Raw genomic sequence first — 22,398 nt, 5'->3', positions numbered from 1 at the left:
TGAAGGTAATATATGTTAGGATGCTGTTGTTATGTTTTCAGATGCAACGGTAAAAACTTTATTTACATGATTGGCATTTTCGATTTCATCAATAACAGCAACAGCAAAGTCAGCGTAGCTTATATAGCTATTAAGTTGTGAATTGACAACTAGATGTTCCTTACCGAGTACATAATGTCCTGTGCGCGGACCTTCTGAATCGAACATTGCAGAAGGGCTAAGAAATGTCCATTGAACTGTAGAGTTACGGAGGTTTTCTAAATTTTGAAGCTGGTATTTAGCTACTGTAGCTAAATGCTCAGGATAATCGCTAATTTCAAGTAGGCGTACCGTTTGATCACGGTCTACAAATAAACAACCTGCGCTACCGACGACGAATAATTTAGTATTTGTAGGTTGTAAAATTGAAATTAAATGTTTGCCTGCATCAACATGCAAATGCTCTTCGCCGTTTGCTGGGGCAAAGGCATTAACTACATAGTCGAACGATTCTATGTCAGTTGCTGTGAGGTCGAATAAATCCTTCTCAATCGTTGTAACAGGCTCTTTTAAAGTCGCTTTATTTTTAACTATTGCAGTCGCATCATGGTTTCGCATGAGCGCCTCTCTTAAAATATGACTACCTGCTTTACCAGAAGCAGCAATTATTCCAATTTTCATAGAAACGTCCCCTTTCATTCACAATATTTTATTAGTATATCCATAAATAAAAGTAATTATTCCCTAAAAAAGCAGTACAAACATAATAGTTTGTACTGCTTTTTTATATTTCGGTAACTTGTGAACCATTTGTATCGGCTGTTGTTAATACAATTTTGTGAGCAGGGAATTGCTCTTTCATTTCCGTAACAAATGCGTCAGCGATATTACTTGGAATTATAGAAATTAATGTCGGACCAGCACCGCTCAAAGCTGTTCCATATGCACCAGCAGTTTTGGCGGCTGCTTGGATTTCAGAGTAAGCAGGAATTAGTTTTGCGCGGAATGGCTCATGGAATAAATCAGCCTCCATATAATGACCAATCCGTACATAGTCTTTTGCCATTAACGCCGCTGCTAGCATATTGCCATTTGCACTAGCACGCACTGCATAAGAGCGGTCAAATTGCGCTGGTAATATATCACGTGATTCAGCTGTTTTTAATTCAACGTCAGGGATAAAGACGACGAAAGATGCATCGACTTCGCGTACATGCATCGTATCTACAATTCCATTAACATCCATAGCGGAAATTGTTAGTCCACCTAGAACGGAAGCTGTTGCATTGTCAGGATGTCCTTCGATTTGAGATGAAATGTTTAGTTTATCCTCTATAGTCAGTTGTAAATCACATATAATATTTGCAAGTTCGACTGCTGCAACAATAGCAGCTGCACTACTACCTAAACCACGTGCCAGTGGTAATTCACTTGTCATTTCCACGCGACAGCTAGGAAGCGTTTTACCGAATTGGTCAGCAACTTGTTTTGCAATTTTATAAATAAGATGATGTTCAACTGTCGTATCAGTCGGTACATTATCACCTGTATGAATAAATTCCCACTCGTCTTGAGGCGTGACATGTAAAGATAAATAAAGTGACAAACCTAGCCCGATTGAATCAAAGCCAGGACCTAAGTTTGCTGTACTGCCAGGCACTTTTATTTGCCAGCTCATAGTACACCCTCAATATATTTGCGAATTTCTTCTTCATCATTTTTTAGTGATACTACATCAACTGTTGAAACGCTCATTGCTGTATCAGGGTCTTTTAAGCCGTTACCAGTAAAGACAGTTACTACTTGGCTACCTTGAGGAATTTTGCCAGCTTCTACAGATTTGATGACACCTGCAAGAGAAGCTGCAGAACCTGGTTCAACGAAAATACCTTCTGTGCTCGCAATTATTTTATACGCTGCTAAAATTTCTTCGTCTGTTACAGAGTCGATTATTCCGCCTGATTCATCACGTGCTGCTTCTGCAAACTTCCAACTAGCAGGGTTTCCGATACGAATTGCTGTTGCTACAGTTTCAGGATTAGTAATTGGCGCACCTTGCACAATGGCAGCTGCACCTTCTGCCTCGAAACCGAACATTTTTGGCAGACCAGAATTTTTTGCTTCATTATATTCTTTAAAACCTTTCCAATATGCAGTAATATTTCCTGCATTACCAACCGGTATGCATAAGAAATCGGGCGCTTTTCCTAATGAATCTACAATTTCGAATGCTGCTGTTTTTTGACCTTCTATTCGGTATGGGTTGACAGAGTTAACGAGTGCAACGGGTGTTGTTTCGCTTACTTGACGTACAATATTCAGTGCATCGTCGAAGTTCCCATCAATTTCGATAATTTTTGCACCGTACATACAAGCTTGTGCTAATTTACCAAGTGCTACTTTACCTTTTGGAATAACGACGATTGATTGGATACCAGCACGTGCTGCATAAGCTGCGGCTGCGGCAGATGTGTTTCCTGTAGATGCACAAATAACACATTTCGAACCTGCCTCGATTGCTTTTGCAACAGCGAATACCATTCCGCGGTCTTTAAAAGAGCCAGTAGGGTTTGCGCCTTCGATTTTTCCGTATAGCTCAATGCCTAATTTCTTTGACAGATTAACTAAAGGAATTAAAGGTGTATTCCCTTCGTTTAATGATAGAGCAGGTGTATTTTCATTGACAGGTAAGTATTGTTTATATTCTTCGATAAGACCTTTCCACATGACGAAATTATCTCCTTTTGTTCTCACTAGATGAACAATTGTTTTTGTATAAAAGACATTTTAACGCTCCTACGATTCTATTTCAATAGGAGATAGCTAAATTATCTAAACAATTTGATATTTAAAGTTTTTATTGTCACTTTATTGAAATAAATGTATAGTATACATGTTAAGTCAAGTGTAAAGACAGGTGGTAACTATCAATGGGGAAAAATGAAACACAGTCAATTTCACGCAACAAATTACTCGGTGTAGCAGGTCTCGGTTGGATGTTCGATGCAATGGATGTAGGTATTCTGTCGTTTGTCATCGCGGCACTTGCTGTAGATTGGGGACTAAATTCAACTCAAATGGGGTGGATCGGAAGTATTAACTCGATCGGTATGGCAGTAGGGGCGCTCATGTTCGGTGTCTTTGCAGATAAAGTTGGGCGCAAGAAAATTTTTATGTGGACGCTTGTGTTATTTTCTGTAGCTAGCGGTCTATCAGCGCTAACTACAACTCTCGCAGCGTTTATGATTTTGCGCTTTTTCGTTGGCATGGGACTAGGTGGGGAATTACCAGTTGCATCTACATTGGTATCGGAAAGTGTCAAAGCAGAAGAGCGCGGACGAGTTGTCGTATTATTAGAAAGCTTTTGGGCAGCGGGCTGGTTAATAGCAGCGGTCATTTCTTATTTTGTTATTCCGGCAGATTTTTGGCCGATTGAAGGATGGCGCGTCGCATTAATTTTAACTGCGTTACCGGCGTTTTATGCCATTTATATTCGCATGAAGCTACCGGATTCTCCACAATTTTCAGTAAAAGTAGAAGCAAAGAAACGCTCAATTGTACAAAATATTGCAGATGTGTGGTCACGTAAATACGTAAGATCCACTTTTGTTCTTTGGACGTTATGGTTTACAGTAGTATTTTCATATTATGGTATGTTTTTATGGCTTCCTAGTGTAATGGTCGGAAAAGGTTTTGATTTGATTTCGAGCTTTAAATATGTGCTCATCATGACATTTGCACAACTACCAGGATATTTTACAGCCGCTTGGTTCATCGAAAAGTTTGGGCGTAAATTTGTCCTCGTTACTTATTTAATTGGGACGGCAGCTAGTGCGTTTGTATTTGGTAATGCAGATTCAGTAACCGTTCTTCTCATTTCGGGTATGTTTTTATCATTCTTTAATTTAGGTGCTTGGGGTGCACTTTATGCATATACACCTGAACAGTATCCTGCTATTATTCGTGGGACAGGTGCAGGTATGGCAGCAGCAGTTGGTCGCGTAGGCGGTATATTTGGACCCCTCCTAGTTGGCTCACTCTTAACGAGAGGATATGAAATCGGTTCTATTTTCGCTATTTTTTGTATCGCAATTTTAATTGGTGTCTCAGCAGTATTGTTTTTAGGAAAAGAAACGAAACAAACTGAATTACAATAAGTGAAAAGGGCGGCCCTGATGTATTCAGGCCGCTCTTTTATGTATAAATGCAGTGAATTATACAGTAAATTAAACTTTAGTAATTTAATAAAAATAGTCGATTTATATTAATAGTTTTATTTTTTAAATATAATATACATAAATATGTCAATTTTATATCGATAGTAGTTTTATTAATTAAAGTATTGAAGTTTTTTCAGAAAAGTCGTTGTATTCAATTTATATTCATGGTAGTGTATGTTCTATTATGGGTATTACAGCGTTCTTTGAACTAACATCACTAGGACTATTTTGAAGAAAGGATAGGAGTAGAGTATGAGCATTTGCGATAGTATAAAAAAGAAGTTTATTCGATTGTCAAAAGGGCAACGTAAAGTCGCACAATTTGTTTTAGAAAACCCGAACGTAATCGCCACACAAGTAGCCTCGGAAGTAGGTAGGCAAGCTGGTGTAAGCGAGTCGACAGTTATTCGCTTCTGTTATGCAATGGATTTCACAGGTTTTAGTGAATTGCAGGAAAAAATGAAGGAATATTTAATTGAGAAAAATGGTGTAGCCCCAGCACCAATGAAAAAACGCGCAACGAAAAAACGAAATATTCTGTGTAATGATGTTATGTCACACGATATGAACGACATATTAAATACAATGCAATTAATCAATGAAGAAAATTTCGACAGCGCGGTACAATGGATTCATCAAGCAGAAAACGCGTATGTGTTAGGATTTAGAAGTTCTGGACCAGCAGCGTATTGGTTAAATGAAAACTTACAAGGCTACCGAAATAATGTCCACTTTATTCAGTATGATGCCGAAGCGATTGCGATGAAAATTACGCAAATGAATGAGCGAGATGTATTATTTGTTGTTGCTTTAAATGAGCAATACGAAGATGTATTGACAATCGTACAAATTGCAAAGCGTAAAAAAGTGAAAATTATTGCTCTTAGCGACAGTTCAGTATGCTCAATTAGTAACTACGTAGATGTATTATTCATTCTCGATACAGAAAAGCAACAACATACAATTTGTTCAGTTGCAGTCTTTTCCTTTATTAATGCCCTTGTAGAATGTATTATTTTGCAAAATAAAAAGCAGTATGAGGCATATCATGCAGCGAATGTAAAAATTAAACATGACGATGAAGTCCGTGAAATAATACAAGTAATTTAAAAAATGTCCGTCTAGAGACCTCATCTCTAAGCGGACATTTTTTTATTGTTAAAAGTGAGGCTTCTAACTGTAGTGGGATATTACTGCCTGTTATTCGGCGAGAAGCTTCCCGAAAAGCAATTCATCATAGTAGTGATTATTGAATTTTATTGCTTGTTTTTTTGTGCCCTCTACTTCATAACCATATTTTTCGAAAAACGAAATAGCTTTTTCATCTTGTGACATAATGGCTACATCCAATCTTTCTATCCCATTTCGTTTCGCCCATTTTTCGCTTTGCTGTAATAGCGCTGTACCGATTCCGATTCTCTCATGCTCAGCTACTACGCCTATACATAATGAGGCGACGTGTTTAATGTGTGGTGCGTCATGCCCTTTAATATATGCATATCCAGCAAATTCACCATTTAAAATGCAGAGTAAAATAGTGCTATTTTTTTGCTTTCGCCATTCAGCCATTTGTTTACGAATGCTTTGCACGGTTAAGTTTTGATTGTACTCTTTGCAATAATCAAAATTACATTTCGCATAAATGGCTTCCTTTAAGTTTATAAATGCACGTGCATCGTCTGTTTCGATTGATCGAATAATAAATGTATGTTTACTAGAAGCTTCGCCTTCGCTTTGTTCATTCGTAGCCTGCAACCTAGAGAATGTTACTGTACGGCCGAGCTGTACATCAATTACATTGTAGTTCGAATTGAACCAAGATAAGTAATGTGTCAGTGGCGGCTTTGTTTTTTTCCACCAGCTCAAATTTAAATAGGCAGCATTTGGTAGACCTTGTCCCATAATATTCTCTATTGCGTTGTATGTAAGCGTAAATTCATTTTGCGTAGCATTTTGGAAGAACTCAGCTAATGGAATATACTTCTTCTCCATTTTCTTCGTCATTAAAACCCTCATTTCTATGTATCAAATTATATTACATATGGATATTTTAACATAAGAATCAAATGTTTAATAAAAAATATGAAAGAATTATTATGGTAATAACATATGTTTAACAAAATTTCGACATTTTTCGACCCTGTCTACGTTGTTAATAATGTATATTTTCTATTCTTATAAACATGCTATTTTCATGAAAAGTTCTATTTCTCTTATTAATATAAGGTATGATAAAATGAAGTCAAAAATAAGCAATAATCCAGGAGGCTATTTTATGAGCAAGATTTTAGTTTTTGGACATAAAAATCCAGATACAGATACAATTACATCGGCAATCGTTTATGCGTATTTAAAACAACAATTAGGCGTAGAAGCTGAAGCTGTACGACTAGGTGAAGTAAACAATGAAACAAAATTCGCTTTAGAGAAATTTGGATTTGAAGCGCCTCGCCTAATCAATTCAGTAGTAGGTGAAACTGATAAGGTCATTTTAGTTGACCATAACGAATTCCAACAATCAGCTGACGGTATCGAAAAAGTACAAATTACAGAAGTAATCGATCATCACAGAATAGCAAACTTCCAAACAGCTGACCCACTATACTTCCGAGCAGAACCAGTTGGCTGTACTGCAACTATTTTAAATAAATTGTTTAAAGAAAATAATGTAGAAATACCTGCTAATATTGCTGGTTTAATGTTATCGGCAATCGTGTCAGATACATTATTATTTAAATCGCCAACATGTACTGAACAAGATGTGAAAGCAGGCGAGGAACTAGCTAATATCGCGGGTGTCAATGCTGCTGAGTACGGTCTTGCAATGCTTAAAGCGGGCGCGGACCTTTCGGATAAATCATTAGAGGAATTATTGTCACTAGATGCAAAAGGCTTTGATTTTGGTACTAATAAAGCAGTAATAGCACAAGTGAATGCAGTAGATATCGAAGATGTGTTAGGTCGTCAAGCAGAACTAGAAGCGCTACTTGCGAAAAATGTAGAAGAAAACGACTTAGACTTATTTTTCTTCGTCGTAACTGACATCATAAATAACGATTCAACGGCAGTGGCAGTTGGACAAGTTGCTGAGGCAGCAGCGCGAAGCTTCGGTGCTGAAATCGTGAATGGGCGCATCGTATTACCAGGGGTTGTTTCTCGAAAAAAACAAATCGTGCCAGTGTTAACGGAAGGTCTTAAATAAAGTAAAGTGGTGAAAAACGTTTGCATACTATGGTGCTTACATTTTTCAATATAAATAAGTGTAGACAAAATCATTTAGACTTTGTCTACAAACTTAAACTCCGAGTATTATTACTCGGAGTTTTTTAAATCTAAAGGATATACAGCTGGCCCTTCTATAACGTCTCCATTCTTATCATATCGTGAGCCATGGCATGGACAATCCCATGTTTCATCTGCTGTATTCCATCTTGTTTTACAGCCTAAGTGCGTACATTTTGGTGCGGATATACGTGTAATATGGCCACCGATAAACTGCTCACCTATAAAGCCTACTTGTACGAGCATTTCATAAATGGTGCGACCTTTTATTCGGTTAGGATAATACAGTGCTGTTGCTGGGTGCTCATTTTTAGTGAAAATCCCACGCAATATTTCAGCAGCAACGAGCGAGTTTGATAACCCCCATTTATTGTAACCAGTCGTTATAAATATTGGAGAATCCTTAGAAATAGGACCAACAAAAGGCAATTTATCTGGTGTCGCCATATCTTGCGCACTCCATAAATAACTTGGTGCAGGTAAATCGTAAACAGTCTCAAGCTCTTTAGAAAGCGTATCGTAGTATTTTGCCGTCTCACTTTCCATACCAGCCGCATGTGACATACCGCCATAAATAAAATAAGGATCAGCCTCAATAAGTGCTGTACGAATAGTTCTTGACGATGAATCAATACTTAAATACTGCCCATTTAATAATTCCTTTGTTTTAACAGCAGTTAAATACGTGCGATTAATCGTCAACTTAGTAGTAGTAAGTCCAGAAAGCGATTCAATTGGATAATGTGTGCATAATATGAGCTTATCACACGTAATTGTATAGCCATCTTCTGTTGTAGCTGTTGGATCATTCGTGACATGCGTAATACGTGTATTAGTAAACAATTGTACGCCTTCTTTTTGTGCAAGCTTTGCAAAATGCAATAAAAAAGAAACAGGATGAATTTGTGCTTCGTCCTTCATGCCAAGCGCCAATTGTACGTTTACATTAAGCTCTGTATCATTAGTAGCAATAGAAGGAATACCGATTTTTTCATAAGCAGTATGTTCTTGCTCTAACTGTATGCGCTTATTTTGCTCCGTTGTATATAGAAAGGATGTCGCACGAATAAATGTTTTGTTACAGGCGGTATTAAGCGCATGTTCAATTGCATCTTTGTTTGCATGATAGTAAAGCTTAGCATGTTCCTCGGGTAAAGTATGAAATAGAGCACCGTGCTGGGCGGTGAGTTTGCCTGTCGAATAAACAGTTGCCCCACTTCCAATTGCCTTTGCCTCTACTACAACAACGTTAAAACCCTCTTTTGCAAGTAAGTATGATGTATAAATCCCACTTAGTCCTGCACCTATAATACAAATATCACATGTCATATCAGATGTTACTGTTGAAGTTGTAAGTGGTGTCACGTGTTGTAACCATAATGATTGTTGCATTAGATACCCCCTCCTTTAGTTAAATTTCAGTATAGGGAAAGGAAGGGAGCGATATTCACAAGTCGAAAAAATTGAATATCTCTTTACAATATTTGTACAATGATAAAAAAGGGAGGTTTTACTAATGAAAATTCAAGTATGGTCAGATTATGTATGTCCGTTTTGTTATATTGGTAAAAAACAATTAGAAAAAGCAATTAATAATAGCGGCTATGACGGACAAATTGAAGTAGAGTTTAAAAGCTATTTATTAGACCCCAATACACCAGTAGATATGGAAGATTCCATTTACAACGGTTTAACAAAAAAATACAATATGTCGCTGCAAGAAGCGAAAGCGATGACTCAAAATTTGGCATTACGTGCTAAAGAGGTAGGACTGGAATATAACTTTGATGAAATGAAAACAGCAAATACTGTTGCGGCACATCGGTTAACAAAATGGGCAGAGGACAATGGAAAAGGCGCTGAAATGAATGAACGTATATTGAAGGCGTACTTTTTAGAAGGGCAAGCAATCGGACGTGTAGATGTACTTGAAACTTTAGCGCAAGAGGTCGGTTTAGAAGCTGCAGCTGTTCATGAAGTTTTAGCAAGTGATAAGTATACAGTAGAAGTACAGCAAGATATTGAAGTCGCACAGCAATTAGGCGTGCGCGGAGTACCGTTTTTCGTAGTTGATAATAAATACGGCATATCGGGTGCACAGCCGCAAGATTTATTTGAGCAAACTATTGAAAAAGCAGCAACAGAAGCCGGCTTAACACGTAAGCTCAACATGGTCGGCAACGACGGAGCAGCATGTAAAGATGGGGTATGTGATATATAATCTCGGTCTAAAGTTGTAGAGCAACTAGGTTGATTTTTCGCTGTTGCTCTATTATTATACTAATATATCTTGATTTCAAGATAAGTGAAATTAATCTAATTGATTTAAAGGAGTTTTTATATAAATGACAAACGTATTAGTAGTAAAAGCAAATAACCGTCCAGACGGTGTTTCAACAAAAATGTACGAAACTTTCGTAGCAGAAGCTGCAAAAATTGAGGGCTTAAACGTAACAACTTTCGATGTATTCGAAGAAAATTTAGCTTACTTCGGCCAAGATTTATTCAATGCTTTCGGTAAAGCGCAAGCTGGCGAAGAATTAAATGAAGTAGAAGCGGCTTCTTTAGCATCATTCAACAAATCACGTGAAGCATTAACACCAGCTGACGTAGTTGTCTTTGCATTCCCATTATGGAACTTAACAATTCCAGCAGCATTACAATCATTCATCGACTACACTTATGGTGCAGGTTATTCATTCAAATATGATGAAAACGGCAACATAGTAAGTTTAATGACTGATAAAAAATACATCGTATTATCAGCTCGTGGTGGTATTTACTCAACACCAGAAACTGCACCAATGGAAATGGCGGCAACTTACATTAACACTGTAATCGGTGGAGTATACGGTATGCAAAAAGTGGACGAAGTAATTATTGAAGGTCACAATGCTGATCCAGCAAACGCTGAAGCGATTATTGCAGCTGGTTTAGAAAAAGTTCAAGCAGCAGCACAAAAATTAGTAGCAGTAACTGCATAATAAAATTTTAAATGCCCTGAAAAGTACATTAACTTGCTTTTCAGGGCATTTTATTTATTAAAGTATTAGTTATTGAATGCGCTCAAAGCTTATAAATTTTGAACCTAGTAATGCTAAAACCCCTTATTCTTCTAAAACCCCGAACTGTTCACTCTTATTTTCTAAATCCATTCAATCTCCGCTTTGGACTTCCGATGAAATATAATAGGTTGTCGTGCATGATCTCGACTTTAGAAGCGATATAAGTCGTTTTAAGAATAAATTCGCGTGGGGAAAATAGGTGAGAGTAAGATGATGGTCACGCGTAGCATCCTTTGTCGATATACTAGCTACATCAATTTCTATTTTGTTGTGCAAATCTTCTGAGCAAGTAATATTAGATGTTTCAATAATTATTGAAAACGATCCGAATAGGCCATTTGCATTTGACAGCATCAAATAGTGTTCAACGGTAAAAAAGTTGTAATTAATCCATTACAAATAATTTTACAATATGTGGTGCGGACTTGCTTGTAACCAACTTACTTTTCGTAATCAACTAAAAAATGATAAACTAATAAGGATACAAATGAATGTAAATTTACTTTCAATTTAAATATCGTTACAATTAACAATGTAGAGGTGAACAATTATGAAGGAAACCGCTTTATGTCCGAGACTATCAAAAGCGATGGAGCTTTTAGGGAAACGTTGGACTACTTTAATTATTTATCAGCTTTTAGATGGATCCCAACGCTTCAATGAGATCGAGGCTGCTCTACCAATTAGTGGTCGTTTATTATCAGAACGTTTAAAAGAACTTGAAAAGGAAGATATTGTTGAACGTAAAGTATATTCAGAAGTACCAATTCGTGTGGAATATTCTTTAACAAATAAAGGTCGCTCTTTAGAAGGAACAGTTCGCGAAATTGAAAAGTGGGCACAATCTTGGTTATAAGCGGCAAATTACTTGTCAAATAGGTCATAAAAACCGATACTTAGAAAAGTATAATTAAGTAAGAAAGGAATTGGCTTTATGACATTACAACAATGGGCGGTTGATTTAGCTCAAATCGTCAATCCAGAGAATATAAAAACAAAAGAATCTTTAAAAAAATATACAATGACTAAACTCGGTGGCGAAGCAGATATTTTCGTCATGCCTGAAACAGAGCAACAAGCGCAAGCAGTTGTCGAATATGCATATACAAATAATATCCCTCTATTAATGTTAGGAAACGGTTCCAATATGGTCGTGCGTGATGGCGGGGTACGTGGCATTGTTATTAACTTTGCAAAGCTAGATACTATTCAGATTGACGGAACACGAGTATACGCGCAAAGTGGCGCACTTATAAAAGAAGTTTCAAAACGCGTTGCAGCGGAAAGTTTAACAGGCTTTGAATTTGCTTGTGGTATCCCCGGTTCAATTGGTGGTGCTATGGCAATGAATGCGGGTGCATATGGTGGCGAAATTAAAGATGTCATCGTAGAAACGGTAGTATTAACGAGCAAGGGAGAGCGTCTAGTGCTTTCCAAAGACGATTTAGAGCTTGGCTATCGTAAAAGTGTTATTGCGAAAAATGGTTACTATGTATTATCCGCCACTTTCCAACTAGAGGAAGGGGATCAAGCGGCAATTGATGCGAAAATAGCGGACCTAACTTATCAGCGTGAATCCAAACAACCTCTCGAATACCCATCAGCAGGTAGTGTATTTAAGCGTCCACCAGGGAATTTTGCAGGGAAATTAATTCAAGAAAGCGATTTGCAAGGCAAAGGAGTCGGCGGAGCAGAAGTGTCGGAAAAACACGCAGGCTTTATTATTAATAAAAACAATGCAACAGCATCAGATTATATTCAAACAATTGAAATGGTACAAAGAGTCGTAAAAGAAAAATTCGATGTTCAGTTAGAGCTTGAAGTGAAAATTGTCGGGGAAGATTAATATCGCGTGATGCATTCGAAAAAGTAAGGGGTGCTTTGTAAGTTCACGCTTACAAAGCACTCTATTTTTATTCCATATTATGCGCAGTAAGACTTCACTTTATGGCCTCGAATCACATCAATCAAATATGGGGGAACTGCCCGTATATACAAGATTGATGCAACAACAATTAGTGGGTTGAGAACAATTCTATTGGATTGGAGCTTGATTTATCCCGAATTATTCCAAAATTTATAGGAACCAAGGAATGGAGACAATAATGAAATTTATTTCGTGGAATGTAAACGGCATTCGTGCTTGCTTATCGAAAGGTTTTTTAGATTATTTTCATGAAATGGATGCAGATTTTTTCTGTATTCAAGAGACGAAATGCCAAGCAGGACAGGTTAATATGCCTCTAGAGGGTTATTATCAATATTGGAACTATGCGGAGAAAAAAGGCTATTCAGGGACAGCCATTTTTACAAAGCATGAGCCTTTATCTGTGAGATACGGTGTTGGAGAAGAAGAGACTGAACCTGAAGGACGAATTATTACATTAGAGTACGAACAGTTTTATTTAGTAAATGTGTATACACCAAATGCTCAGCGTGATTTAGCTCGTCTGTCATTCCGTATCTTATGGGAGGAAAAACTAGCACTTTATTTAAAGCAACTTGACGCGGAAAAACCCGTCATCTATTGTGGAGATTTAAATGTCGCACATATGGACATTGATTTAAAAAATGCAAAATCCAATCAAGGTAATTCAGGAGTGACAGTTGAAGAACGAGCAAAAATGACAGAGCTTCTTGCGTCAGGGTTTAAAGATACGTTTCGCACGCTATACCCAGAGCGGACTGATATGTATACGTGGTGGTCTTATATGAGCAAAGTTCGTGAGCGCAATATCGGTTGGCGTATTGATTATTTTATTGTATCTGAGCGCATTATGGCGTATGTTGAAGAAGCGAGTATTCACATGCAAGTTTTAGGTAGCGATCATTGTCCTATAGTATTAAAATTAAGGGCAGTATAGCAGGAATTCTGCTTACATATGCGGAAACGTAAAATAATAATGTACTAAATAGATAGAGAGGTGGATTTTATGACGAACAAACAGAAAACGACAAGGAAAAAAATTGTTAACGCACTCATTTGGGTTGTGGGAATTGTCATTATTTTAGGCGGTGTGACGATGGCTGGCGTGCATATGTACGTGGCAAACTCCTTGCCGAAAATTGAAGGTGAAGTAACAGTTTCTATATTAGACGGCGATGTAGATGTAACACGTGATGGTATGGGTGTGCCGCATATTGTAGCTAAAAATGATGCCGATTTATATCGCGCACAAGGTTATGTCCAAGCGCAGGATCGTTTATTCCAAATGGATTTATCGCGCCGTCAAGCGAGCGGTACATTAGCGGAAGTAATCGGTGAAAGTGCGGTTAGTACAGATAAATTTTTCCGTACATTTAGCTTACGTAACGCAGCTGAAAAGTCTTGGGATGAGTATGATACAGAAACACAACAAATATTACAATGGTATGCAGATGGGGTAAATGCCTTTATCGATGAAGTAAAAGGTACGAGTAAATTATCCTATGAATTTAAGCTGTTAGGTTACGAGCCAGAGCATTGGACACCGATTGATTCTTTAACAATCGGTAAATATATGGCATATGACTTAGGAGGAAACTGGAACTTACAAGCATTCCGCCATTGGGCTCTGCAAAATTATTCGAAAGAGCAAGTTGAAGAATTAATGATTAATTATCCAGAAAATGCATCATCAATTATTGAAGCGAACTTAGCAAACCCAGTTAATGTAGCGGGCGCGTTCAATGTAGATTTATTACCAAATGAATTTAACGGTAGTAATAACTGGGTAGTATCAGGGGATTTAACGAAGTCAGGTAAGCCATTACTTGCAGACGATCCACATTTAGGGTTAAACACACCTTCTATTTGGTATCAAATGCATTTACAATCACCTGAGCAAAATGTTAGTGGTGTTATTTTTGCTGGTATTCCAGGTATTATTTTAGGGCATAACGAACAAATTGCATGGGGCGTAACGAATGTTGGTCCTGATGTGCAAGATTTATATATCGAAACACCAAACCCAGAAAATCCGACACAATTCAAATATGACGGTAAGTGGGAAGATGCAAAAGTCCGCAAAGAACCTATTAAAGTAAAAGGCGGTAAAACAATAGACTTTGAAGTTGTAGAGACACGTCATGGTCCTATTATTTCTGATTTAGTGTTTAAAAAAGAAGCACCAACTGCGTTGTTCTCGATGCAATGGACAGCATTGCAACCAACGCGTGAATTACAAGCAATCATTGGCTTTAATAAATCGACGAACTGGGATGAGTTTGAGCTAGCGCTAGAAGATTTCCGTGCTCCGGCGCAAAATTTCGTATTCGCATCTACCGACGGAACTATTGCGTATAAAGCAAACGGAGATATCCCGATTCGTAAAAAAGGTGATGGGCAATTCCCAGTACCGGGTGACTCTTCAGAATATGGATGGGAAGGATTTATTCCTTACGATGAGCTACCAACTGTCATCAATCCTGAAAAAGGGTATATTGCAACAGCAAATAATAAAATTATCGGAGAAGAATATCCGTATCATATTACAAATTTTTGGGCTCAGCCATATCGCTATGAACGTATAGTAGAAATGCTAGAGTCAGTGAAAATTGGTGATATCGATGAAGAAACAGGGGAAGCGTTTGAAGGCTTTACTGCTGCGGACATGAAAGCGATGCAAATGGATAAGAAAAATCTATACGCTGCTGAGTTTTTACCGAGCTTCCTAGAGACAATCAAAGCAAATGATAAAGAAGGTAAGTATGCAAACATTATTAAAATGATGGAAGAGTGGGAGCTGTATGACAATAAAGACGATGCAGAGCCGCTCGTATGGCATTTCTTAATCGAAGAAATAAAAGAAACAATATTTAAAAACGAGATGCCAGAAGATGTGTACAACATGATGCCAGGTAAATATCAAATTATGGATGAGATGCTTCGTAATGCATATGCAGGTAAACCAGGTGTATGGATTACGCAGGCTGGCGGTTTAGACAAGGTCGTGTATGGTTCATTTGAGCGTGCAATTGCTGATATTCAGGCGAAATATGGTACTTCGGTTTCGAAATGGAAATGGGGTAGCTACCATAAAACATCATTTAAGCATCCACTGTCTAGTGCATCCGATTTCATCGCATCCTATGTTAACCCAGCTCCAATGGCTTCAGGCGGTTCACGTGTGACAGTTATGGCTGCTGCGGAAGATGGAAATGGAAATATTAATCACGGTGCTTCATGGCGTTTCGTAGCCGATTTAAATAGATTAGAATATACAGAGCATATTGTAGCTCCAGGTCAAAGCGGTCACATGAAATCAAAATGGTATGATAACCAAGTGTCGCGTTGGGTATATGGCCGTTATCATAGAACATATATTGACGGCAATATACAAACGAAATATGAATTAAAATTAAATGCGCAATAAAAATCAACAGAATCCTGTAACAAGGATTCTGTTTTTTTTTTTTTTTTTTCATTCAAATAAGCATTTGAATGTTTGCGACATATTATATATACTAAGAACAATCAAATGTGTATTTGAATGAGGGGTGTATATGATGAAAGATGTATGTGAAGTAACGAAAATAAATGATGAAACAGTTACACGTGTACAAAAGCAAATGCCGGACTTGTCGCGTGTCGCCAAATTTCTAAAAGCATTATCAGATGAAACGCGTTTGAAAATTGCCTATGCGCTAACGCTTGAGCCGTCATTATGCGTATGTGATGTAGCCGCTGTTATCGGTTCCTCTGTGGCAACTGCGTCACATCATTTACGCTATTTAAAAGATAACGGCTTAGCTAAATCCCATCGTGAAGGGAAACTAATGTATTATTCACTGGCGGATGACCACGTATATCAAATTGTAACGATTGCATATGAACATTCAAAGGAAGTGGATTAAGATGGCGACGAAAGAAAAACAACAGTATCGTTTAGAAAACTTATCTTGTGCAAATTGCGCAGCGAAATTTGAACGTAATATTCGTGACATTTCGACAGTTGAAGAAGTACAGCTTAATTTCGGAGCATCAAAATTGACTGTTGTAGGTGAAGTAACAGTCGAGCAATTAGAGCAAGCGGGTGCATTCGATGGAATTAAAGTGAAATCGGTAAATGACCGTAAAAAGGTATCGACGCCGTTTTATAAACGAAAAGAAAATGTATTAGCCTTCATTGCATTACTATTTGTTATGGCAGCATATACAACAAGCGTATTTTTAGGAGAAGAAAGCCTAGCTGTCATTGGATTATATTTCGTCGCGATCGTAGTAGGTGGCTATGGCATTTTTATAACAGGATTTAAAAATTTACTTAAGCTAGATTTTGATATGAAGACATTAATGACTATTGCCATTATTGGTGCAGCCATTATCGGGGAGTGGGAAGAAGCAGCGATTGTCGTATTTTTATTTGCAGTAAGCGAAGCACTTGAAGCATATTCAATGAACAAAGCACGACAATCAATCGAAACATTAATGGATATTGCACCACCTGTTGCATTAATTAAAAAAGTACACGGTAATCATACACATGAAGTAGAAGTTCCGACTGAAGATGTGAAAATTGGCGATATATTAGTCGTGAAACCGGGACAAAAAATTGCGATGGACGGAATTGTAATTAGCGGCGTGTCCACAGTGAACCAAGCTCCGATTACAGGTGAATCAATCCCTGTCAATAAAGTAGTGAATGACGAAGTATTTGCTGGTACGTTAAATGAGGAAGGCGCGCTTGAGGTTCGTGTTACAAAACTTGTGCATGATACGACGATTGCTAAAATTATTCATTTAGTAGAAGAGGCACAAGCAGAAAAAGCACCTTCACAAAAATTTGTGGATCGTTTTGCTAAATATTACACACCAGCAATTGTAGGTGTCGCCGTACTTGTCGCAGTTATCCCGTCGCTTGTAACAGGGAATTGGCAAGAATGGATTTATCAAGGATTGGCAGTACTAGTTGTTGGCTGCCCATGTGCACTTGTCATTTCTACACCAGTGGCAATTGTTACAGCAATCGGAAATGCAGCACGTCAAGGGGTACTTATTAAAGGTGGCGTTTATTTAGAAGAGCTTGGTCGAATTAAAGCGGTGGCGTTCGATAAAACAGGTACATTAACAAAAGGTGCACCTGAAGTAACGAATGTTATAGCAAATGGTGTATCGGAAGAAGAGTTACTCGCACTTGTTGCTGCTGTAGAAGAAAAATCACAGCATCCGCTAGCACGAGCTGTCCTGTCAAAAGTGCATAAACAAAAAGTAACGCCAGCAGTGCCAACAGACTTCCAATCAGTCACAGGTAAAGGTGCCTATGCGACAGTTGATGGGCAAGTCATATCGGTTGGTAGTGTGAATTGGATTAGTACATTAACAACGATTAGTGAATCATTACAGCGACAAATTGCAACGCTAGCTGCACAAGGAAAATCCGTGATTGTTGCAGCTCGTGCCAATGAGTGTATCGGCGTATTAGCTATTGCCGATAAAATTCGCGAGGAAAGTAAAGAAGTGATTACTGCACTTAACCATAGTATTATGCTGACAGGTGATGCCCCGCTTACAGCACAGGCAATTGCCAGTGAACTAGGTATTGAAGATGTACGTGCCAGCCTTTTACCTGAGCAAAAACTAGAGGCAGTAAAAGAGCTACAAGTGAAATACGGTGCGGTCGCCATGGTTGGAGATGGTGTCAATGATGCGCCAGCACTTGCAGCAGCTTCAGTCGGCATTGCAATGGGAGGGGCTGGAACAGATGCAGCACTTGAAACAGCAGATATTGCACTAATGGGTGATGATTTAACAAAACTACCTTATACAATTCGCTTAAGTAAAAAAACATTAATGATTATAAAACAAAACATTACATTTGCATTGGGCTTAAAATTAATTGCATTATTGCTAGTTATTCCTGGATGGTTAACATTATGGATTGCTATTTTTGCCGATATGGGTGCAACGTTATTAGTAGTATTAAACTCTCTCCGTTTATTAAATAAACAATAAAATAAAAATTCTTCACTAAAAGATTGTAATGACTTGTGATTAAAGAGCTTGTAAAGGCTTTGGGGGATTATTGGCTTATCAATTTCTCGCAAAGCGTATAGTTGGCACGAAATCCAACATTAAGTTAAGGTTTTAAACCAAAACGAGACACAAAAGGTTTATATTAATTAATTTTACAAAAATAGAAAGTTATTATTGAAGGCACAAGATATGAAAATTTAATTGTATAAAGTATAAAGGTTGTTAGTTAGTGCTGTTTGAGCTATATTATTAACTGATAAGAATAATTTATTGATGAATGATTGAGGCGAAAGTAGCTGTATGACACAACCGATTTTAGTAAATGTTACCGAGGAGATTGTTCGCGGCCTAGTAAGTTTTTTATTACACGGTAATGAATATCAGACGTTCTGTCATTGTGAAGTATGTGAAATGGATATTGTTGCAATTGCTTTAAATGAACTGCCTTCTAAATACGTAGCTTCTGCGGAGTCACGAGATACGGCATTTGAAAAGTTAAATACGCCTGAAAATATTGAGGCGATCAATAAACAAATTATACGTGCGATTCACATTGTAGGAAGTAATCCGCGACATTAAATAGGGCTGTACAGTGAGTAAGGACTTACTGTACGGCCCTTGTTGTATCATATCCGGATAGCCCTGAAATAACTACTGTCGTTTTCAGTTAACTTTTTATGTGCGGATGTAGTAAACTTATGTTAGCAAAAGGAAAGAGAGGGGACATGAAATGCCAACACCAAGCATGGAAGACCACATCGAGCAAATTTATTTATTAATCGATAATAAAGGATATGCACGTGTGTCTGATATTGCAGAAGCATTATCTGTTCTACCTTCCTCCGTTACAAAAATGGTCCAAAAATTAGATAAAGACGGATACTTAGTATACGAAAAATATAGAGGTTTAACGCTCACACCTAAAGGAGAAAAGCTTGGTAAACGCCTAGTGCAAAGGCATGATTTACTGGAGCAGTTTTTACGTATCATTGGTGTAGACGAAGAACGTATATATGGTGACGTTGAAGGTATTGAGCATCATTTGAGCTGGAATTCCATAGATCGTATTGCGGATTTAGTACAGCTGATGGAAGAAGAGAAAGAGTTTATAGTGAAACTCGATGCAATGAAATCACAACAAAATATGTAATTTTAGAAAGGGAAGTAGTAATGAATGAATTACGATCAGGTCAAGTTGTAGAGCTTACTGTATTAGAAGAACAAGGTTCTCGTTATATGTTAACAGATGGAGATCAGGAAATTCCGTTAAATGTCTCAGACGTTTTACAATCGCTTACTATTGGTGATCGCGTGAAAGTCTTTTTATTTGCAGACCGCCGAGGAGATTTACAAGCAACAACCGCTCTTCCAACTGTCGTAGAGGGAGAGTACGGCTGGGCGCGTGTATTAAAAGTAACACGAGAAGGTGCATTTACTGACATTGGGACATCACGTGAAGTATTAGTGAAAGCAGAAGATTTACCTGTATTAGAAGAATTATGGCCACAGCCAGGCGACCATTTATTTATGACGCTGCGTACTGACCGAAACGGTGATTTATTTGGCCGTTTAGTAACAGAGGAAAAAGTGAATGAACTATACGAAGGTGCTCTAGATAATATGCATAATCAAAACATTGTTGCTCGTCCGTATCGTTTACTTCCTATAGGTTCATTTTTACTTGGTGTAGAGACGCCATTCCGTATTTTCGTGCACGAATCGGAAATGAAAGCCGAACCGCGATTAGGGCAGGATGTACAAGTTCGTATTATTGATATTAAAGAGGATGGTTCATTAAACGGTTCGATGCTACCACGTAAGCATGAACGTTTAGGGGACGATGCAGAGAAAATTTTTGCGTACCTGGAGAGCGTTGGCGGTAAAATGCCGTTCAGTGATAAATCATCACCAGAGGAAATTCAAGAAATGTTTGAGATGAGTAAAGGTGCGTTTAAGCGCGCACTAGGAACTTTAATGAAAGCTCGTAAAATTAAGCAGCAAGACGGCTGGACAGAAATCGTCTAATTTTCTTCATTAACTGCAAAAGGCAAAGCTTGCTAGCTGAAACCTTTTGCTTTTTTTGTCGTACTATTAAGAAACGTAAAAGCGTTTTGAAAGGGGTAAAATCATGAAACAAAAATGGATTGCAGTACTTGCTATTTTTGTGCTCGCGTTATCAGTATTCACACCAATGACAAGTGCAGCAACACAAAAGCCGATTAATGAGAAGCTAGGAGTACCAATTGTTGTGTACGGAGCAAGTCTTTCAGAAGCTGAAAAAGATATAGTAAAAACGGCACTAAGAGTAGATGAAGAACCAGAAATAGATGAAATTACTGTATCAGGTGCAGATTTAGTTCAATATATTAAAAATAGTAATTCAAGCTCACGTATGTACTCTTCAGCGAAGATTACGAGACAAGAAGAGGGTAAAGGACTTGTCATTAGCATTGTGACACCAGGCAATATTACAGAAGTTACCGCAGAAATTTATGCAAATGCTATGCTGACAGCAGGAATAGAAGATGCTGTAGTAGAAATTGCCGCTCCAAAACCAGTAACAGGCCATTCAGCATTAGTAGGGATTTACAAAGCGTATGAAGTGAAAACAGGTGAAACACTCGATATCGAACGTACAGATGTAGCAAATGATGAATTAAATGTTGCGACTTCGATAGCAAAAAGTGCGGGGGTTACAGATGAACGCGTAGCAGAATTACTGACAGAAATTAAAAAAGTAATTGCAGAAAACAATCCTGCATCACGTGAAGAAGTGCAAAAAATTGTAGAAGAACAATTATCTAAACTGAAAATCGATTTAAATGAGCAAGACCGTCAATTATTAATTGATTTAATGGACCGCATTCGTCAACTAGATATTGATTTTTCTAAGCTTTCGACGCAGCTTTCAAATATAAGTAAAACGCTTGAAGAAAAATTTGGACCAATCTTGCAAGATGAAGGTTTCTGGAATAGCGTGAAAAATTTCTTCAGTAATTTAATTGACACGATTGCTTCATGGTTCAAATAATCTCTCGGAATATTGTATAGTAATTAAGTAAAGGGGGATGTAAAATGGAATTCAAACTGAATACATCAAATGGCCATTTCGCTTATGAATATGAAGAGGGTGGCGAGCGTTTAGCAGAAATTACATGGTTTGAGCAAGGTGGAATAATGCATATGGATCATACGTATGTATCAGATAAGCTGCGCGGACAAGGGGTAGCAAAAAAGCTGTTAAATCAAGCAGCTGATTATGCAAGAAAGAATAATTTAAAAATGAATGCCATTTGCTCATATGTCGTTGCATCATTTGAGAAAAGTAATGAATATGATGACGTAAAAGCATAATAAAGAGAGGTATATCAATACTATTATTGGTATACCTCTTTTGCGTATTTTAACAGTAGAAAGTTCTAGGAAAGCCTGAATTAGACACATGATCTTAGCTAAGACGTTTAAAAGTAGCTGTATTGGGGAACATACTCATACACTTAATAATTCTGGAGGGATATATGGTGGCTAAATTTAAAGGCAAACGCGTCGTACTTGCGGGGTTAATGGCAGGTGTTGCTCGCTATTTAAGTAAAAAGAAAAATCGTGATAAAGCGATGGAATATTTAATGAATGCAAAATCAAGGGTAAATTCAATGCTATCTGAAAAAATGAATAAAACGGGTACTCATGATGTTGATAAAGGCAATACTTTTCAAAATCTTGCTGAAACAGCAGGGGATGCTGGCGCAACAGAAATAAGAGAAAATAATATGATTGCTGAAGGTGCAGCAACATCCGTACACTACTACAATGAGTCTAATCAAAAAGAAATTTAGTTTAGTGAGTAATGAAAAGGGGCTTTCTTGTAAGTAAATACTTACAGGAAAGCCCCGTATTT

23 protein-coding genes are annotated in these 22,398 nt (G+C 37.7%); 17 read left to right on the top strand and 6 right to left on the bottom strand.

The features are described from left to right. Positions 1-15: 15 nt before the first annotated feature. The 3 genes from AAFN87_RS16185 to thrC form a co-directional block, all read right to left on the bottom strand. Positions 16-660 carry an NAD(P)-dependent oxidoreductase gene (locus AAFN87_RS16185; protein WP_347792099.1) on the bottom strand — a complete coding sequence of 215 codons (645 nt, stop codon included), beginning with the start codon at positions 658-660 and terminating at the stop codon, positions 16-18. A gap of 103 nt (positions 661-763) precedes the next feature. After that, positions 764-1,657: a homoserine kinase gene (thrB, locus tag AAFN87_RS16180; protein ID WP_347792098.1), complete on the bottom strand. Its 894-nt coding sequence runs from the start codon at positions 1,655-1,657 to the stop codon at positions 764-766. Then, positions 1,654-2,706, bottom strand: coding sequence for a threonine synthase (thrC, locus tag AAFN87_RS16175; protein WP_347792097.1), 1,053 nt, complete (start codon positions 2,704-2,706; stop codon positions 1,654-1,656). Before thrC ends, thrB begins: the two co-directional genes overlap by 4 nt. Before the next feature lie 203 nt (positions 2,707-2,909). Between thrC and AAFN87_RS16170 the strand changes: the two genes are divergently transcribed. After that, the gene (locus AAFN87_RS16170) at positions 2,910-4,136 is read left to right on the top strand and encodes an MFS transporter (protein WP_347792096.1); all 1,227 of its coding nucleotides are present in this window, start codon (positions 2,910-2,912) and stop codon (positions 4,134-4,136) included. 315 nt (positions 4,137-4,451) lie between these two features. Beyond that, a complete protein-coding gene (locus AAFN87_RS16165; RefSeq protein WP_347792095.1) occupies positions 4,452-5,309 on the top strand; it encodes a MurR/RpiR family transcriptional regulator in 858 nt (285 codons plus the stop codon). A gap of 90 nt (positions 5,310-5,399) precedes the next feature. Here AAFN87_RS16165 and AAFN87_RS16160 read toward each other — a convergent pair whose 3' ends face one another. Continuing rightward, complete coding sequence (locus AAFN87_RS16160) at positions 5,400-6,203, bottom strand: GNAT family N-acetyltransferase (protein WP_347792094.1); 804 nt, start codon at positions 6,201-6,203, stop codon at positions 5,400-5,402. A 271-nt stretch (positions 6,204-6,474) separates the two neighbouring features. Here AAFN87_RS16160 and AAFN87_RS16155 point away from each other — a divergent pair, with 271 nt between their 5' ends. Then, positions 6,475-7,401, top strand: a complete 927-nt coding sequence (locus tag AAFN87_RS16155; RefSeq protein ID WP_347792093.1) for a manganese-dependent inorganic pyrophosphatase — start codon at positions 6,475-6,477, stop codon at positions 7,399-7,401. Positions 7,402-7,511: 110 nt separating this feature from the next. Here AAFN87_RS16155 and AAFN87_RS16150 read toward each other — a convergent pair whose 3' ends face one another. After that, on the bottom strand, positions 7,512-8,873 hold the full coding sequence (locus AAFN87_RS16150) for an FAD-dependent oxidoreductase (RefSeq protein ID WP_347792092.1): 1,362 nt from the start codon (positions 8,871-8,873) through the stop codon (positions 7,512-7,514). A gap of 124 nt (positions 8,874-8,997) precedes the next feature. On the opposite strand from AAFN87_RS16150, the gene AAFN87_RS16145 reads away from it, so the two are divergent. Continuing rightward, positions 8,998-9,702 carry a DsbA family oxidoreductase gene (locus AAFN87_RS16145; protein WP_347792091.1) on the top strand — a complete coding sequence of 235 codons (705 nt, stop codon included), beginning with the start codon at positions 8,998-9,000 and terminating at the stop codon, positions 9,700-9,702. A gap of 124 nt (positions 9,703-9,826) precedes the next feature. Then, entirely contained in the window at positions 9,827-10,465 is a 639-nt protein-coding gene (locus AAFN87_RS16140) for an FMN-dependent NADH-azoreductase (RefSeq protein ID WP_347792090.1), read from the top strand. A 171-nt stretch (positions 10,466-10,636) separates the two neighbouring features. On the opposite strand, the gene AAFN87_RS20080 is transcribed toward AAFN87_RS16140, so the two are convergent. Next, positions 10,637-10,936 (bottom strand): YceI family protein, encoded by a 300-nt coding sequence (locus AAFN87_RS20080; protein WP_481886490.1) that lies wholly within the window; start codon positions 10,934-10,936, stop codon positions 10,637-10,639. Positions 10,937-11,096: 160 nt separating this feature from the next. Here AAFN87_RS20080 and AAFN87_RS16135 point away from each other — a divergent pair, with 160 nt between their 5' ends. The 12 genes from AAFN87_RS16135 (at position 11,097) to AAFN87_RS16080 (ending at position 22,336) form a co-directional block, all read left to right on the top strand. Next, positions 11,097-11,402, top strand: a complete 306-nt coding sequence (locus AAFN87_RS16135) for a winged helix-turn-helix transcriptional regulator (protein ID WP_347792089.1) — start codon at positions 11,097-11,099, stop codon at positions 11,400-11,402. Between the two features lie 78 nt (positions 11,403-11,480). After that, complete coding sequence (gene murB / locus AAFN87_RS16130; RefSeq protein ID WP_347792088.1) at positions 11,481-12,392, top strand: UDP-N-acetylmuramate dehydrogenase; 912 nt, start codon at positions 11,481-11,483, stop codon at positions 12,390-12,392. A gap of 259 nt (positions 12,393-12,651) precedes the next feature. Beyond that, entirely contained in the window at positions 12,652-13,410 is a 759-nt protein-coding gene (locus AAFN87_RS16125; RefSeq protein WP_347792087.1) for an exodeoxyribonuclease III, read from the top strand. Between the two features lie 69 nt (positions 13,411-13,479). Further along, positions 13,480-15,900 (top strand): penicillin acylase family protein, encoded by a 2,421-nt coding sequence (locus AAFN87_RS16120; protein WP_347792086.1) that lies wholly within the window; start codon positions 13,480-13,482, stop codon positions 15,898-15,900. Between the two features lie 130 nt (positions 15,901-16,030). After that, positions 16,031-16,381, top strand: a complete 351-nt coding sequence (locus AAFN87_RS16115) for an ArsR/SmtB family transcription factor (protein WP_347792085.1) — start codon at positions 16,031-16,033, stop codon at positions 16,379-16,381. Position 16,382: 1 nt separating this feature from the next. After that, positions 16,383-18,479, top strand: coding sequence for a heavy metal translocating P-type ATPase (locus tag AAFN87_RS16110; protein ID WP_347792084.1), 2,097 nt, complete (start codon positions 16,383-16,385; stop codon positions 18,477-18,479). A 321-nt stretch (positions 18,480-18,800) separates the two neighbouring features. Next, positions 18,801-19,079: a late competence development ComFB family protein gene (locus AAFN87_RS16105; protein ID WP_347792083.1), complete on the top strand. Its 279-nt coding sequence runs from the start codon at positions 18,801-18,803 to the stop codon at positions 19,077-19,079. Positions 19,080-19,230: 151 nt separating this feature from the next. Continuing rightward, positions 19,231-19,650, top strand: coding sequence for a transcriptional regulator MntR (gene mntR / locus AAFN87_RS16100; protein WP_347792082.1), 420 nt, complete (start codon positions 19,231-19,233; stop codon positions 19,648-19,650). A gap of 20 nt (positions 19,651-19,670) precedes the next feature. Beyond that, positions 19,671-20,525, top strand: coding sequence for a CvfB family protein (locus AAFN87_RS16095; RefSeq protein WP_347792081.1), 855 nt, complete (start codon positions 19,671-19,673; stop codon positions 20,523-20,525). A 103-nt stretch (positions 20,526-20,628) separates the two neighbouring features. After that, complete coding sequence (locus AAFN87_RS16090) at positions 20,629-21,531, top strand: DUF1002 domain-containing protein (protein ID WP_481886489.1); 903 nt, start codon at positions 20,629-20,631, stop codon at positions 21,529-21,531. Positions 21,532-21,575: 44 nt separating this feature from the next. Beyond that, positions 21,576-21,854, top strand: coding sequence for a GNAT family N-acetyltransferase (locus AAFN87_RS16085; RefSeq protein WP_347792080.1), 279 nt, complete (start codon positions 21,576-21,578; stop codon positions 21,852-21,854). 167 nt (positions 21,855-22,021) lie between these two features. After that, on the top strand, positions 22,022-22,336 hold the full coding sequence (locus AAFN87_RS16080) for a hypothetical protein (protein ID WP_347792079.1): 315 nt from the start codon (positions 22,022-22,024) through the stop codon (positions 22,334-22,336). Positions 22,337-22,398 lie beyond the last annotated feature (62 nt).

The sequence above is a fragment of the Solibacillus sp. CAU 1738 genome (genome assembly GCF_039888725.1).
GTDB lineage: Bacteria > Bacillota > Bacilli > Bacillales_A > Planococcaceae > Metasolibacillus.
This window is presented reverse-complemented; position numbering and strand designations above follow the sequence as displayed.